This is a genomic window from Gloeomargarita sp., from assembly GCF_053491055.1.
Genome location: NZ_JBRCEP010000047.1, coordinates 18,201 through 32,182 on the forward strand (window position 1 = coordinate 18,201; position 13,982 = coordinate 32,182).

Here is a 13,982-nt window from a genome sequence, read left to right on the forward strand (position 1 = left end):
GCCCTGTGGCTCGAGTACAATAAACCCAGTCCCATCGGTCACCGTCTGCGTCAAACCCCTTGGGAGGTCAAAACGTTATGAGGCTTGCACCCTGTATCGGCGGGTTGGTCAGCCTGGTTCTGGGGCTGGGAAGCCTGACCCTGCCCGCGACCGCCAACCCCAAACGCCTGAGTTTTTACTGTGGCATCAGCCAGGGCGTCCCCACCACCCTGGCCAAATCCGGTGACCGGTTGGTGCCCATCATCCGCTGGACGTCCAATGTTTTTAGCGGCAGTGGCTATTCCGCCGAACGCCGCTGCCAAGAGGTATCCAAACGCTTCCAAACCTACTACGACGACGGCAGCCTCAGTTTTATCACCACCGGGCGGATGAACGGCCAAAACGTGGTCTGCGTGGCTATGCGTCATGGCGGCCCCTGCGTCGGTTTGCTCTTTACCCTCAAGCCCGGCGCCAACCCCACCCAGGTAGTCAACCAACTATTTAACATTCGCACCCGCGCCTCCGGGCCGCTCAACGAAACCACTGCCCGCCCCTACATTGACTTTGCCGAACTCCTCGGGCACGACGACCAACCCACCCCGTAACCCTTGCACCAACGACTGGTTTGGCTGACGGTTCTGGGGTTAGGTCTGGGCGGGGGAATCGGCCTGTGGCTCAGGTGGCGGGAACGGCCAAGCCGGGCTCCCGAACCAGGGACAACCCTTGCGGTGGCGGTGGCGCGCCAGGTCACCGTCAAGGTGGTGGTGGGACAAACTTGGGGTTCGGGGGTCTTGGTTGCCCGCCAGGGCGACACCTACACCCTGCTGACCAATCAACACGTGTTGGCAGGGGACAGCCGCGCTCAGACCTACCAGGTGCGCACCCCCGATGGACGGTTCCACCTGGCGCAATTGCCCCCCCGGCAGGCGGTGGATGGTGCCGATGTGGCTGCCTTGCGCTTTCGCAGTCAACGGACGTACGCCCTTGCCTGTAGCCGCTCCCTACTGCCGGCGGTGGGGGACCCGGTGGTGGCTGCAGGGTTTCCCTTTCCGACCGAGGGGCAGACCGACCCCGGCTTGGTGGTCACCCGCGGCCAGGTGCGGCTGATTTTGCCCCAACCCCTAGAAGGCGGGTATCGCCTGGGCTACACCAACCGGATTGAAAAAGGCATGAGCGGCGGCCCGGTTTTGGATGCCGCGGGTCGCTTGGTGGCCTTGAATGGGATGCACCAACATCCCCTGTGGGGCGACCCTTACCGCTACGCCAGCGGCGCCACCCCCGCCCCCGAACTGCACACCCAACTGGCCAACTATAGCTGGGGGATTCCCATGTCCCAGGTCTGGCTGGGGTTGCGCTGGCCCAGTCCCCCCGCTGACCCCTGTGGCGACCCCCGTTCACGGTAAAATCAAGGTGCCATGTCTGTTGTGTTGATGAGGTTGGTTATGGGGTATCGTGCATTGCTGGCTGTATGGCTGATGTGCTGTTGGCTGCTGGTGACCGCCTGTACGCCCGCCGTGGGAACCACCCCCGAAGGGCTGACCTACGAGCAGATCAAAAGCCTTTCCTACGAACAAGTCAAAGGCACCGGTTTGGCCAACAAATGTCCCCAGTTGAGTAATTTCGCCCGCGGCTCGCTTAGCCTCACCCCTGGGCAAAAGTACAAGGTCACGGATTTGTGTTTGGAACCCACCAGTTATTTCGTCAAGGAAGAACCCCTGAGTAAACGCCAGGCAGCCACGTTTGTCCCCGCCAAACTCCTGACCCGCGCCACCACCTCGATTGATGCGGTGGAGGCGGATTTGGACGTGGCCCCGGATGGGGTACTCACCCTGAAGGAAAAAGATGGTCTCGATTTCCAAGCCATTACCGTACAGTTGCCGGGTGGGGAACGGGTGCCCTTCCTGTTTACGATTAAAGAATTGGTGGCGCAAACCCCGCCGGGACCGACGGTGATCAACACTTCCACCGACTTTTCCGGCACGTTTCGGGTGCCTTCCTACCGCTCGGCCCTGTTTTTAGACCCCAAAGGCCGGGGGTTGGCCACGGGCTACGACAATGCGGTGGCCTTGCCTGCCCAAGCCGATGACCCGCGCCTAAGCAGCGCCAACATCAAGACGGTGGAAGTTCGGGAAGGACATTTGTCGCTCCAGGTGGCCCAAGTAGACGGTAGCACCGGAGAAATCGCTGGTACGTTTGAGAGCGAACAACCCTCGGACACCGACCTGGGGGCGCGCGAACCCCTGGATGTGAAGATTCGGGGGATTTTCTACGCCCGTATTCGCCCGGCGGAGGCTTGAGACCTGCCCCCCTTCTCCGTAAAAATACGGTTGCAGGCGGGGGAGGGGGCTTGTTAGGTTAAGGGGAGATGGGTTGCTCCCTACTTCATCCTCGTAAACCCCTATGCCGGTGACTGCTGGTAGGCCGTCAGAGCGAGATGATACCTCCAAGGCGGATGCCAAGCACCAGACGTTGGCGTGGTTGAAGGCGTATCGGGCGACGGGGGAGCGGCAGTGGCGGGACCGGGTGGTGGAAGCGAATTTGGGTTTGGTGCGCCAGGAAGCCTATCGCTGCCAGCAGTGGTGCCGCGAACCCCTCGAGGATTTGGTGCAGGTGGGGGTTTTGGGTTTGTTGCAGGCGATTGAGCGCTTCGATTTGGAGCGGGGGGTCGCGTTTAGCAGCTTTGCTTTGCCGTATGTGCGGGGGGCGATCCAGCACTATTTGCGGGATCAATGTCCGACGGTGCGGGTGCCCCGGCGATGGTTGGAGTTGCAGCGGCGGGTGGCCCAGTGGGTGGGGCAATGGCGGCAGCAGCAGGGGCGGGACCCAACGGTGGCGGAACTGCTAGAGGGGTTGGGGGTCTCGTTGCAGGAGTGGCAGGAGGCCCAACTTGCCTGGCAGAACCAATCCTTGGTGAGTTTGGATATGTGTGTGGGGGATGAGGAGGGGCGTCCCCTATCGTTGGGCGAACAGGTGTGTGACCCGGAATATCGCAGTTTTGAGTTGGCGCAGGAAGACCGGCTGTATTTAGAGCAGTTGTTGGTGCAGTTAGAAAGCCGCACACGGGAGATTTTAGAATTTGTCTTTTTCCATGAATTTACGCAAAAAGAGGTGGCGGATTTGCTGAAAATCAGTGTGGTGACGGTTTCCCGCCATTTGAAAAAGGGCTTGCAGCGGCTGCAGGAATTGCTCCACGACCAGCGGGCGTGAAGGCGGCAGCGGTGGGCGTGTCAACAACGTGTGATGGCGCCTGTAACCTAGGTGCGTTCGCCCTTGCCGGAAGCGGCTGTCCTCGTTTGGCAGCATAGGGGTAACTGGGTATTGCACAAGCATCCCTTACTCCCAAGCTCAATGCAAACTCGGTGATTGATATGGGATTGCTGTCGCTTGCCGAGTTCTATAGCTAGGTAGGTTAAGGTTGTCGCCTGAAGATTCATGGCTACGCCATTGTGGGGCTACGCCCAGCGACACATAGCATGTCAACCTTTGTATGCTTAGCTATATGCTGATAAAGTAATTGATGGTTCTCCTGGTGATCATCCCGCGGTGACGTTAAAAAGCCGTCTGAGAAGCCTATTCGGTGCGGCAGTGACTCGGTCAGGAAATTTTTTATACCGCCTGTACGAGAAATGCAGCAGAACCGTATTTATTCCCTGCGGTTTTGAAATTCTTCCATCGCTGCAACCGCATCGCTGGCATACATCAGCGCCGGGCCACCCCCCATGGCAATCGCAACGCTCAAGGCTTCCATAATTTCCGCCGGATTGGCACCTGCTTGCAAGGCAGCACGGGTATGAAAGGCGATACACCCCTGGCAATGACTCGTGACACCGATGGCTAAAGCGATTAACTCTTTGGTTTTGGTGTCTAACGCACCTGCCGTCGAAGAGGCCCGACTCAACGCATAAAAAGCCCGCATCGTTTCGGGTATGGCCTGCGTGATCTTCGCCGTGTAGGTTTTGATCTGGTCAATCGTTTGCTGGTAACAAGTCATGGCCCTTGTCCCCCCCATTTCTTATCTGCTATATAGCTACCTGATTATATAATAACACAAGTAGAGAGTTAGGTTCCCCGCTTCTTGCGAACCGGTGGTTGCGACGCTTGGGAATTGATTGGGAATGCGGCGATCCCAGACCCCAGGGGGGGATTCTTAAATTTTCTTAAAGTTTGCCGGCAAATTTCTCTGTTTTAACCCTAGACAAGGCCAACGGGGGTGATTACACTAGGGGATTAACAAGGATTTTGTTACTTTCGCGACGATTACGCCCTTGTTTTCCACCTCAACCCCGACCAGTGTTACCTCTGCGGCGCCTAACTCGGATGCGACACCCCGGCGCTGTACGGGAGCCTATGCCCTGATTGACAGCCTGTATCGGCATGGGGTGCGCCATATTTTTGGGTATCCTGGGGGGGCGATTTTGCCTGTCTATGACGAGCTATACCGTTGGGAAGCCCAGGGCAAGATGCAGCATATTTTGGTGCGTCACGAGCAGGCGGCCGGTCATGCAGCGGATGGCTATGCGCGGGCAACGGGGCGGGTGGGGGTCTGTTTTGGCACGTCGGGGCCAGGGGCCACCAATCTGGTGACGGCGATTGCCACCGCCCACATGGATTCGATCCCGATGGTGGTCATCACGGGGCAGGTGCGCCGTTCGGCGATCGGCAGTGATGCGTTTCAGGAGACGGATATTTTTGGGATTACGCTGCCGATTGTGAAGCATTCCTATGTGGTGCGTGACCCGAAGGATATGGCCCGGATTGTGGCGGAGGCGTTTTACATTGCCAGTACGGGGCGACCGGGGCCGGTGTTGCTGGACATTCCCAAGGATGTGGGGGAAGAAAGTTTTGATTATGTGCCGGTGGCGCCGGGGGAGGTGAAATTGCCGGGCTATCGGCCAACGGTGAAAGGGAATCCCCGGCAGATTGCCCAGGCGACGCGGTTGTTGTTGTCGGCGCAACGGCCTTTACTTTACGTGGGTGGGGGGGCGATTACCGCCGGGGCGCACCGGGAGATTCAGCAGTTGGCGGAGATGTTGCAAATCCCGGTCACGACGACGTTGATGGGGAAAGGGGCGTTTGATGAGCGGCATCCGCTGTCGGTGGGGATGTTGGGGATGCACGGGACTGCTTACGCCAACTTTGCCGTCAGTCAGTGTGATGTGTTGGTGGCGTTGGGGGCGCGGTTTGACGACCGGGTGACGGGCAAGCTGGCGGAGTTTGCTCCCCATGCGCGGGTGATTCATGTGGATGTGGACCCGGCGGAGGTGGGGAAAAACCGGGTGCCGGAGGTGCCGATTGTCGGGGATGTGCGGCAGGTATTGGTGGATTGGATTCAGCATTTGCAGAGCACGGGTCAAATCGACCCAGAACGGACGCGGCCATGGTTGGCGCAGATTGCGGCGTGGCGGCGGGACTATCCCTTGGTGGTGCCCAGGGACGGGGAGATGCTTTCGCCCCAGGAGGTGATTTGTCTGCTGGGGGAATTGGCGCCGGATGCCTACGTGACGACGGATGTGGGGCAGCATCAGATGTGGGCGGCGCAGTTTTTACGCAATGGCCCGCGGCAATGGATTTCCAGTGCGGGTTTGGGCACGATGGGGTTTGGCTTACCGGCGGCGATGGGGGTGCAGGTGGCGTTGCCCCAGGCGCAGGTGATCTGCATTAGCGGGGATGCCAGTATTCAGATGAACATTCAGGAGTTGGGCACGTTAGTGCAGTACGACCTGCCGGTGAAGACGGTAATTATTAATAACTTTTGGCAGGGGATGGTGCGCCAGTGGCAAGAAGCGTTTTACCAGGAGCGGTATTCCCATTCGGCGATGCGGGCGGGGATGCCGGATTTTGTGCAGTTGGCGGCGGCCTACGGGGTCAAGGGGATGTTGGTGCAGCGCCGGGAGGAATTGCAACCTGCCTTGGAGGAACTCTTGGCGCATCCGGGGCCGGTGTTGATGGATGTGCATGTCAACCCGGCGGAAAATTGTTATCCCATGATCAAACCGGGGCGGAGCAACGACCAGATGTTGGGGTTGCCGGAAGTTCCTCGTAACCGCACGGCTTGTCCAGTCTGTCAGGCGCCGGTGGCACTGGATTACCGTTTTTGTCCGGCCTGTGGGCACCGGTTATCCCCCTAGGTGGCGGCGGGACATGCCAGAACAGGTGCGTTTTGGGGTGGGAAGTGGTCCCTGTAACGTTTACCGTGCCCCAAATCGTGTACCCTGATGCCAGGTTGTTTGTTTGGGAGTGCCCATGCCCCGCCGTCACGATATTGAAAAAATTTTGCTGATTGGTTCTGGGCCAATTGTCATCGGTCAAGCCTGCGAGTTTGATTATTCGGGAACCCAAGCCTGCAAAGCCCTGCGCGAAGAGGGGTATCAGGTGGTGCTGGTCAATTCCAACCCGGCGACCATCATGACCGACCCGGAGCTAGCCGACCGCACCTATATCGAACCGTTGACGGTAGAAACCCTGACGCAGATCATTGCCCAGGAGCGGCCCCAGGCGCTATTGCCGACGATGGGGGGACAAACTGCTTTGAATCTGGCGGTACGGCTGGCGAAAACGGGGGTTTTGGAGCAGTACGGGGTGGAATTGATCGGGGCCAAACTGAGTGCCATCGAAAAGGCAGAAGACCGGCGCTTGTTCAAAGAGGCCATGCAGAAGATTGGCATCGGCGTCTGTCCTTCGGGGTTGGCCGAAAGCTGGGATGAGGCGCAGCAGGTGGCGCAACAGATCGGTTCTTATCCGCTGATCATCCGACCGGCTTTTACCTTGGGGGGAACAGGCGGCGGCATTGCCTACAACCAGGAGGAATTTGAACAAATTGCCCGTGCGGGCTTGGAAACCAGTCCGGTGTCGCAGATTTTGATTGAGCAATCCCTGCTGGGCTGGAAAGAATTTGAACTCGAAGTCATGCGGGATTTGGCGGATAATGTGGTGATCATTTGTTCGATTGAAAATCTCGACCCGATGGGGGTGCATACCGGCGATTCGATTACCGTTGCGCCAGCACAAACCCTAACCGATAAAGAATACCAACGGCTGCGGGATTATGCCATTCGGATCATCCGGGAAATCGGGGTGGAAACGGGTGGTTCCAACATTCAATTTGCCGTTAACCCGACCAACGGTGACGTGATCGTTATTGAGATGAATCCCAGGGTTTCTCGCAGTTCTGCCTTAGCGTCCAAAGCTACAGGCTTTCCGATTGCCAAATTTGCCGCCAAACTAGCCGTCGGTTATACTTTGCCGGAGTTGACCAATGACATTACCCGCAAAACCCCTGCCTGTTTTGAACCTGCTATTGATTACGTGGTCACAAAAATTCCCCGTTTCACCTTTGAAAAATTTCCCGGCGCCGCCCCCCATCTCACAACACAAATGAAATCGGTAGGGGAGGCAATGGCCATTGGGCGTACCTTTCAAGAGTCGTTGCAAAAAGCGATTCGCTCTTTAGAAACAGGGCGTGCTGGTTGGGGGTGTGACCAGGCGGAAGTTTTGCCAACATTAGAGCAAGTGCGGGCGAATTTACGCACCCCCAATCCCGACCGAATTTTTCATGTACGCCATGCCCTGCTTTTGGGACTAACGATTGACGAATTATACGAACTTACCGGCATTGACCCCTGGTTTTTGCACCAATTGGCCGACTTACTGCGGGTCGAACGCTATATGAAAATTACCCCTTTTGAACAAATCACCGTGGAGGATTGGTGGGAAATCAAACGCAAGGGATTTAGTGACCGGCAAATTGCCTTTGCCACCCGCAAAACGGAAGCAGAAATTCGGGCACACCGGCAGCGCATTGGGGTCCTGCCGGTTTACAAAACAGTGGATACCTGTGCGGCAGAATTTGCTGCCGATACCCCTTACCATTACTCAACCTATGAACAGGAAACCGAAATCCGTCCTACGGATAAGCCCAAGGTCATGATTTTGGGGGGAGGTCCCAACCGCATTGGTCAGGGCATTGAATTTGATTATTGCTGTTGCCATGCGGCTTTTGCCCTGAAAGAACGGGGCTATGAAACCATCATGGTCAATTCCAACCCTGAGACTGTTTCCACCGACTACGACACCAGCGACCGTTTGTATTTTGAACCCCTGACTTTGGAGGATGTTCTCAACATTTTAGAAGCCGAAAAACCCAGCGGCGTTATTGTCCAATTCGGGGGGCAAACGCCTTTGAAATTAGCCCTTCCTCTCTATCATATCCTCAATGAACACCCGGATATTCCCAGTCGGATTTGGGGGACATCGCCCATTTCGATTGATATTGCCGAAGACCGGGAAAAATTCGAGCACATCTTACGGGAATTGCATATTCAGCAACCTCCCAATGGTATTGCTCGGGATGAGCAGGAAGCCCTTGCCATTGCCCGCAGCATTGGTTATCCGGTGGTGGTACGTCCCAGCTATGTTTTGGGGGGACGGGCGATGGAAATTGTTTATTCTGAGGCGGATTTAGAGCGCTATATCAAAACAGCCGTGCAGGTGGAGCCAGACCATCCCGTTTTGGTGGATAAATTTCTGGAAAATGCTATTGAAGTGGATGTGGATGCCCTGCGGGATCAAACAGGTGCGCTGATCATTGGTGGGATTTTAGAGCACATTGAACAGGCAGGGGTGCATTCGGGAGATTCTGCTTGTGTCTTACCCACCTACTCTTTGCCGGAAAAAGTTTTGACACAGATTCGCACCTGGACCAAGGCTCTTGCTGACCGTTTGGAAGTTGTGGGGTTAATGAATGTGCAATTTGCCATTCAAGGGGAACAGGTGTACATTTTGGAGGCCAATCCCAGAGCCTCCCGTACTGTGCCTTTTATTGCCAAAGCAACTGGAATTCCCCTAGCCAAACTAGCTGCTCGGGTGATGGCAGGAGAACGTCTAGCAGAATTGGGGATTACCCGCGAAGTTATCCCCAGTTACTACTCGGTCAAAGAGGTGGTTTTACCCTTTGAAAAATTCCCTGGTACCGATACGATTTTAGGACCAGAAATGCGCTCGACAGGGGAAGTTATGGGGATTGCTGCTGACTTTGGACAAGCGTTTGCCAAAGCGCAAATTGCTGCGGGTCAGAATCTTCCGCTCGCAGGGCGGGTGTTTGCCTCGTTTAACGACCGCGACAAAGAAATGGCAGTACCCATCATTCAAGAATTGATTGAGTTGGGTTTTGAAATTGTCGCCACCCAAGGAACCCGCAAGGTATTGATGGAACATGGTCTGCAGGTAGAAAGGGTGTTCAAGCTCCATGAGGGCCGTCCCCATGTCATTGATTGGATTAAAAACGACCAAATTCAACTGATATTAAACACTCCCTCTGGTGAGGATGCCTATGCGGATGGCCAGTTGATTCGGCGCACTGCTCTAGCCTACAAAATTCCTTTGGTCACCACTTTGGCAGGGGCGCGGGCGACGGTTGCAGCAATTCGTGCCTTGCGCTCAGGAATGTCTCCCCCCAAAACCATCCAAGATTACTATCAGTTACTACCCCGTTGATGATGGAACCAAACATAGAACTTCAGGCCTTTTTTCAGGGGTTGCAACGCTTTGGCATTACGTTGGGTTTAGAGCGGATTCGTCAGCTTCTCGCTCACCTGGGTAACCCCCAAAACCATGTCCCGACCATTCACGTTACAGGAACGAATGGAAAAGGGTCAGTTTGCGCTTACTTGGCCAGCATTTTGACTGCGTGTGGCTATCGCACCGGCCTCTACATTTCTCCCCATTTAATCACCTATCAAGAGCGGATTCAGATTGATCATCAACCGATCGAATTAGTTGATTGGTGGCGCATTTTGGAGCGGATCAAAACTACCGTTGAAATCTACCAAATCCCCATCACGGAATTTGAGGCAATTACGGCTTTGATGTGGATTTATTTTGCGGAAAAGAATGTTGATATTGCGGTGGTAGAAGTGGGTTTGGGGGGACGTTTAGATGCAACAAATGTGGTGATGCAGCCGCTGGTTACGGTAATCACATCTATTGGTTTGGATCATCAGGAACGGTTGGGAAATGAGCTTAGGGATATTGCCCGGGAAAAAGCAGGTATTCTCAAACCCAATTGTCCTTTGGTGCGCGGGCCGGTGCCCCCAGCGGCAGCAGAAGTCATTGATGCTCAAGCTCTCGCGCTTAACTGCCCCCTTATTGCTATCACACCACCTGTGATCCAATCAGAGGGAGTGTTGCATTTTCAGGGAGATGATTATTTCATACCCTTGGCGGGGGCGCATCAATTAATCAACGCGCAAATTGCCCTAGAAGTGATTCATCAACTGCGGCAAAAAGGATGGAATTTGCCCGTATCGCAAGTTCAGAAGGGAATGGCACAAACTCGGTGGCCAGGGCGTTTGCAATGGGTGAATTGGCAAGGGAAAAAGGTATTATTAGACGGAGCGCACAATCCTCAGGCAGCTCAGGTGTTACGTCACTATGTCGATGCACAAAATTTCCAGCCAGTGCATTGGATTATTGGTTTATTACAAACCAAAGATGCAAGCGGAATTTTGCACCACTTATTGCGTCCCGGAGACCGGGTGAGTTTTGTGCCTGTTCCTGGTCATCGTTACCATGAAACTGCTTATCTTCAGGACTTAGCCCAGCGTATTTGTCCGGGGATACCCAGCCAGACTGCTACCGATCCAGGTCATGCGTTGGCGGCTATCACACCCCCTTACATCCCTATCATCTGTGGCTCTTTGTATCTCATTGGTCAGGTGCTGAAATCTATCAGCGCGTCAACATTTTAATTAACACATACAGTAGGTTGCCAGGGGATAAGGCATATCAAGGCGGGCAATCCATGAGCACTCCTCAGAAAAAGCCAAGGAATAAAGAATGAACTATGGTGCACAATTGCAGAACAACGAATTAGGTTGCCGGCGGATTTTTGTTGAGCATTTCATTCACTTATTAAAGATATTTAAGTCCCGACAAGGACGACCGGATAATGATGACCATTGACGGTCTTATTCGATGCCGACTGGGAGTGCTCGTGCTCTAGTTGGATAGAATAGCCTATTCCCGGAAAGCAGTTATTCTCGGAGATGTCCGGTAGAGGTGTTCCAGTGCACTTGTAATGGCTCGCTTTCTTTCTAGGAAGTGCAGGACGAAGCCACCGGTGCCAACGGGTTGGCCATCAGGAATTTCGGCACTGCTCATCCTCATCAAGGGGTGGGTTGAAATTCTTGGAGTTGAACTTGTAAACGGTTTTGTAAGCCCTGACAAACCAATTCACACATGGGTAGAATCATCGGGTCACTGATTTCGTAATAGACCTGGACGCCCTGGGGCTGCCGCCTGACCATTCCCGCCTGGGTGAGAATTTTCAAATGCTTGGACACATTCGCTTGCCCTAACCCCGTCTCGGCCATAATCTGCGTGACATTCTTTGCGCCGTCCCTGAGACTGCACAACACCTGCAAGCGACTCACTTCCGACAGCACCTTGAAATACTCCGCGACCTGGTGCAGTACCGCCTTGCTCATCCTCGCCATAGACCGCTTGATTCCTCCACCCTCCCTGCCTGACTACCCCTTTATTATAACTCTCTTCATTTGATTACTAAATAGTGATATATTCATGCTATCATTAAAGTTAGAGTTGGGGATGTAGGAGGTGCAGCATGTGGTTTCGGCAGTTGTTTGACCGGGAGACGTGGACGTACACCTATTTGGTGGCTGACCCGCACACGCGGGAGGCGGCGCTCATCGACCCGGTGTTGGAGCAGGTGGCGCGGGATGTGCAGTTGTTGCGGGAGTTGGGGTTGACCCTGCGCTATGCCTTGGATACCCATGTCCACGCAGATCACATCACGGGGACGGGGAAATTGCGGGAATTGACGGGGTGTTTGGGCATCGTCCCGGCGGGTGCGCCGGTAACCTGTGCGGACCGGTTCCTCCGGGATGGGGAGGTGGTGCAGGTGGGCGCCATTCCGATTCAGGCGATTGCCACGCCGGGGCATACGGCCAGCCATTTGGCCTACCTGGTCAATCACACCCATTTGTTGACCGGCGATTCCCTGTTCATTCGGGGCTGTGGCCGGACGGATTTCCAAAGCGGGGATGCGGGGGCGCTGTACGATTCCATTACCCAAAGGTTATTCACCCTTGAGGATACGGTCTGGGTGTATCCGGGGCACGATTACCGGGGGCATACGGTGTCAACCATTGGGGAGGAAAAACGCTGGAATCCCCGTTTGGCAGGAAAATCCCGCGCGGAATTCATTGCCTTTATGCGGGAATTGAAGTTGCCTGACCCGCAAAAAATGATGGAGGCGGTGCCTGCCAATGAGCGGTGCGGACAAGTGGCGGTTGCTTAGGCAGCCCAAAACCAAAAATTCGATTGACATGACATTGACCTTACATTGACCGGGAGGATACCAACATGGAAACGGTGCAAACCCAAGTGGGCGTGCAAGTCTGGGATGCAGCGATGCTCCGGGAGCGGTTAGATAGCGGGGAAGTCGTCCTGGTGGATGTGCGGGAACCGGTGGAGTATGCGGGGGAACGGATTCCGGGGGCGATTTCCCGGCCTTTGGCTCGGTTGCAGGAGGCGGGTTTATCCCCAGGGCAACAGGTGGTTGTGTATTGCCAATCGGGGCCGCGTTCGCAGCGGGCGGCGCAACAGTTGCTGGCGGCGGGTTGGTCGGAGGTTGGCTATCTGGAGGGGGGCATCCTTGCGTGGAAACGGGCGGGTTATCCGGTTGTGCGTGACCCCAAAGCGCCCATCAGTCTGGTGCGGCAGGTGCAGATCGTGGCGGGTTCGTTGGTGTTGCTGGGAACGGTGTTGGGGGCGACGGTTTCGCCTTGGTTTTTGCTCCTGAGTGGGTTTGTGGGGGCGGGTCTGGTGTTTGCCGGGGTGACCAACACCTGTGCTTTGGGGATGTTGTTGGCGCGGTTGCCCTACAATCGCCGGGCGGGGCAGTCATGGCAATAGCGGTGGGCTATGCCCTGGCGGTGCTGATTGGCCTGAGTTTGGGGCTACTCGGCGGTGGGGGGTCGGTGCTGGCCTTGCCCGTGCTGGTGTATGTGATGGGGATTGAGCCGCCGACGGCAATTCCCATGACTTTGGTAATGGTGGGCACGGTGAGCTTGGTCGGGGCGCTGCCCCACATCCGGCGGGGGCAGGTGGCCTGGCAAGCGGGGGCGCTCTTTGGCCTGGCGACGATGGCCGGGGCGTACCTGGGGGCGCGGTTGGCGGCTCTGCCCTGGGTGACCAGTACGGTGCAGATGACGGTGTTTGCGGGGGCGATGTTGGTGGCGGCGGGGTTGATGATTGGCCGCAGTTCCCGTGTGGAAGGTCCTTATGTGCCGCCTTTGTGCCGCTACTGTTGGCTGTGGTTGCCGACGGAGGGGGTACTGGTGGGGGCACTGACCGGGCTGGTGGGGGTCGGGGGTGGGTTTGCCATTGTCCCGGCCTTGGTTCTGCTGGCGCAGGTGCCTATGTCCAAAGCGATTGGCACTTCCTTGCTCATCATCACGGCCAATTCCCTGGCAGGCCTGGCAGGCTATCTGGGGCGGGTGGATTTGGATTGGCATTTAACGGTGAATTTCACCTTTTTTGCAGGCCTGGGTACGGTGGCAGGGGCCTACTTGGCACAATACATCCACCCCAAACATTTGCAAAAGGGATTTGGTTATTTTCTCTTAGGAATTGCCGTCTTGGTGCTGTGGCAAAATCAAAAGCTTCAAAAGCCCCGTGCTGAGGTGAGCAGGGATGGGGTAGCTATCGTTAGGACAAAATAGGGAAAGAATGATTAAAAAATCATTTATATAGTCGTTTCACAGGAAAATGCAACACTTTGAGGCACTGGTCATCACTGTATCCCCTTCCAGGACAGGGTTTGCAGGTAAAGGCGAATGTCGCAAACTTGTTTGAAATGACTATAAAAAGAATCATTTACAAGAATCTCAATATCTCCAATATAGCTAAGCAGGCAAAGGTTGACATATAGAGCAGATGACTGAATCGATGAGGTCATGAAGGTTTTGGGTTGTGGATGTCAT

Annotated in this window: 12 protein-coding genes; 10 read left to right on the forward strand and 2 right to left on the reverse strand. The window is 55.5% G+C overall.

Annotated features, from left to right (window positions below; all coding sequences use genetic code 11):
* Positions 1-77 precede the first annotated feature (77 nt).
* From ACWISF_RS05460 to ACWISF_RS05475, 4 genes are all read left to right on the forward strand, one after another.
* The gene (locus tag ACWISF_RS05460; RefSeq protein WP_448380585.1) at positions 78-584 is read left to right on the forward strand and encodes a COP23 domain-containing protein; all 507 of its coding nucleotides are present in this window, start codon (positions 78-80) and stop codon (positions 582-584) included.
* 3 nt (positions 585-587) lie between these two features.
* Entirely contained in the window at positions 588-1,382 is a 795-nt protein-coding gene (locus ACWISF_RS05465; protein WP_448380586.1) for a S1 family peptidase, read from the forward strand.
* 39 nt (positions 1,383-1,421) lie between these two features.
* Positions 1,422-2,276 (forward strand): photosystem II manganese-stabilizing polypeptide, encoded by an 855-nt coding sequence (psbO, locus tag ACWISF_RS05470; RefSeq protein ID WP_448380587.1) that lies wholly within the window; start codon positions 1,422-1,424, stop codon positions 2,274-2,276.
* Positions 2,277-2,379: 103 nt separating this feature from the next.
* Positions 2,380-3,186, forward strand: coding sequence for a sigma-70 family RNA polymerase sigma factor (locus ACWISF_RS05475; protein WP_448380588.1), 807 nt, complete (start codon positions 2,380-2,382; stop codon positions 3,184-3,186).
* Positions 3,187-3,622: 436 nt separating this feature from the next.
* Here ACWISF_RS05475 and ACWISF_RS05480 read toward each other — a convergent pair whose 3' ends face one another.
* The gene (locus ACWISF_RS05480) at positions 3,623-3,970 is read right to left on the reverse strand and encodes a carboxymuconolactone decarboxylase family protein (RefSeq protein ID WP_448380589.1); all 348 of its coding nucleotides are present in this window, start codon (positions 3,968-3,970) and stop codon (positions 3,623-3,625) included.
* 361 nt (positions 3,971-4,331) lie between these two features.
* Here ACWISF_RS05480 and ilvB point away from each other — a divergent pair, with 361 nt between their 5' ends.
* The 3 genes from ilvB (at position 4,332) to ACWISF_RS05495 (ending at position 10,724) form a co-directional block, all read left to right on the forward strand.
* The gene (gene ilvB, locus ACWISF_RS05485) at positions 4,332-6,107 is read left to right on the forward strand and encodes a biosynthetic-type acetolactate synthase large subunit (RefSeq protein ID WP_448380596.1); all 1,776 of its coding nucleotides are present in this window, start codon (positions 4,332-4,334) and stop codon (positions 6,105-6,107) included.
* A gap of 115 nt (positions 6,108-6,222) precedes the next feature.
* The gene (carB, locus tag ACWISF_RS05490; RefSeq protein ID WP_448380590.1) at positions 6,223-9,471 is read left to right on the forward strand and encodes a carbamoyl-phosphate synthase large subunit; all 3,249 of its coding nucleotides are present in this window, start codon (positions 6,223-6,225) and stop codon (positions 9,469-9,471) included.
* Entirely contained in the window at positions 9,471-10,724 is a 1,254-nt protein-coding gene (locus ACWISF_RS05495) for a bifunctional folylpolyglutamate synthase/dihydrofolate synthase (protein WP_448380591.1), read from the forward strand. Before carB ends, ACWISF_RS05495 begins: the two co-directional genes overlap by 1 nt.
* 417 nt (positions 10,725-11,141) lie before the next feature.
* Here ACWISF_RS05495 and ACWISF_RS05500 read toward each other — a convergent pair whose 3' ends face one another.
* Positions 11,142-11,471 (reverse strand): ArsR/SmtB family transcription factor, encoded by a 330-nt coding sequence (locus ACWISF_RS05500; protein ID WP_448380592.1) that lies wholly within the window; start codon positions 11,469-11,471, stop codon positions 11,142-11,144.
* A gap of 128 nt (positions 11,472-11,599) precedes the next feature.
* Here ACWISF_RS05500 and ACWISF_RS05505 point away from each other — a divergent pair, with 128 nt between their 5' ends.
* From ACWISF_RS05505 to ACWISF_RS05515, 3 genes are all read left to right on the forward strand, one after another.
* A complete protein-coding gene (locus ACWISF_RS05505; protein WP_448380593.1) occupies positions 11,600-12,295 on the forward strand; it encodes an MBL fold metallo-hydrolase in 696 nt (231 codons plus the stop codon).
* A gap of 65 nt (positions 12,296-12,360) precedes the next feature.
* Positions 12,361-12,912, forward strand: coding sequence for a rhodanese-like domain-containing protein (locus ACWISF_RS05510; protein ID WP_448380594.1), 552 nt, complete (start codon positions 12,361-12,363; stop codon positions 12,910-12,912).
* Positions 12,903-13,721 (forward strand): sulfite exporter TauE/SafE family protein, encoded by an 819-nt coding sequence (locus ACWISF_RS05515; protein WP_448380595.1) that lies wholly within the window; start codon positions 12,903-12,905, stop codon positions 13,719-13,721. Before ACWISF_RS05510 ends, ACWISF_RS05515 begins: the two co-directional genes overlap by 10 nt.
* Positions 13,722-13,982 lie beyond the last annotated feature (261 nt).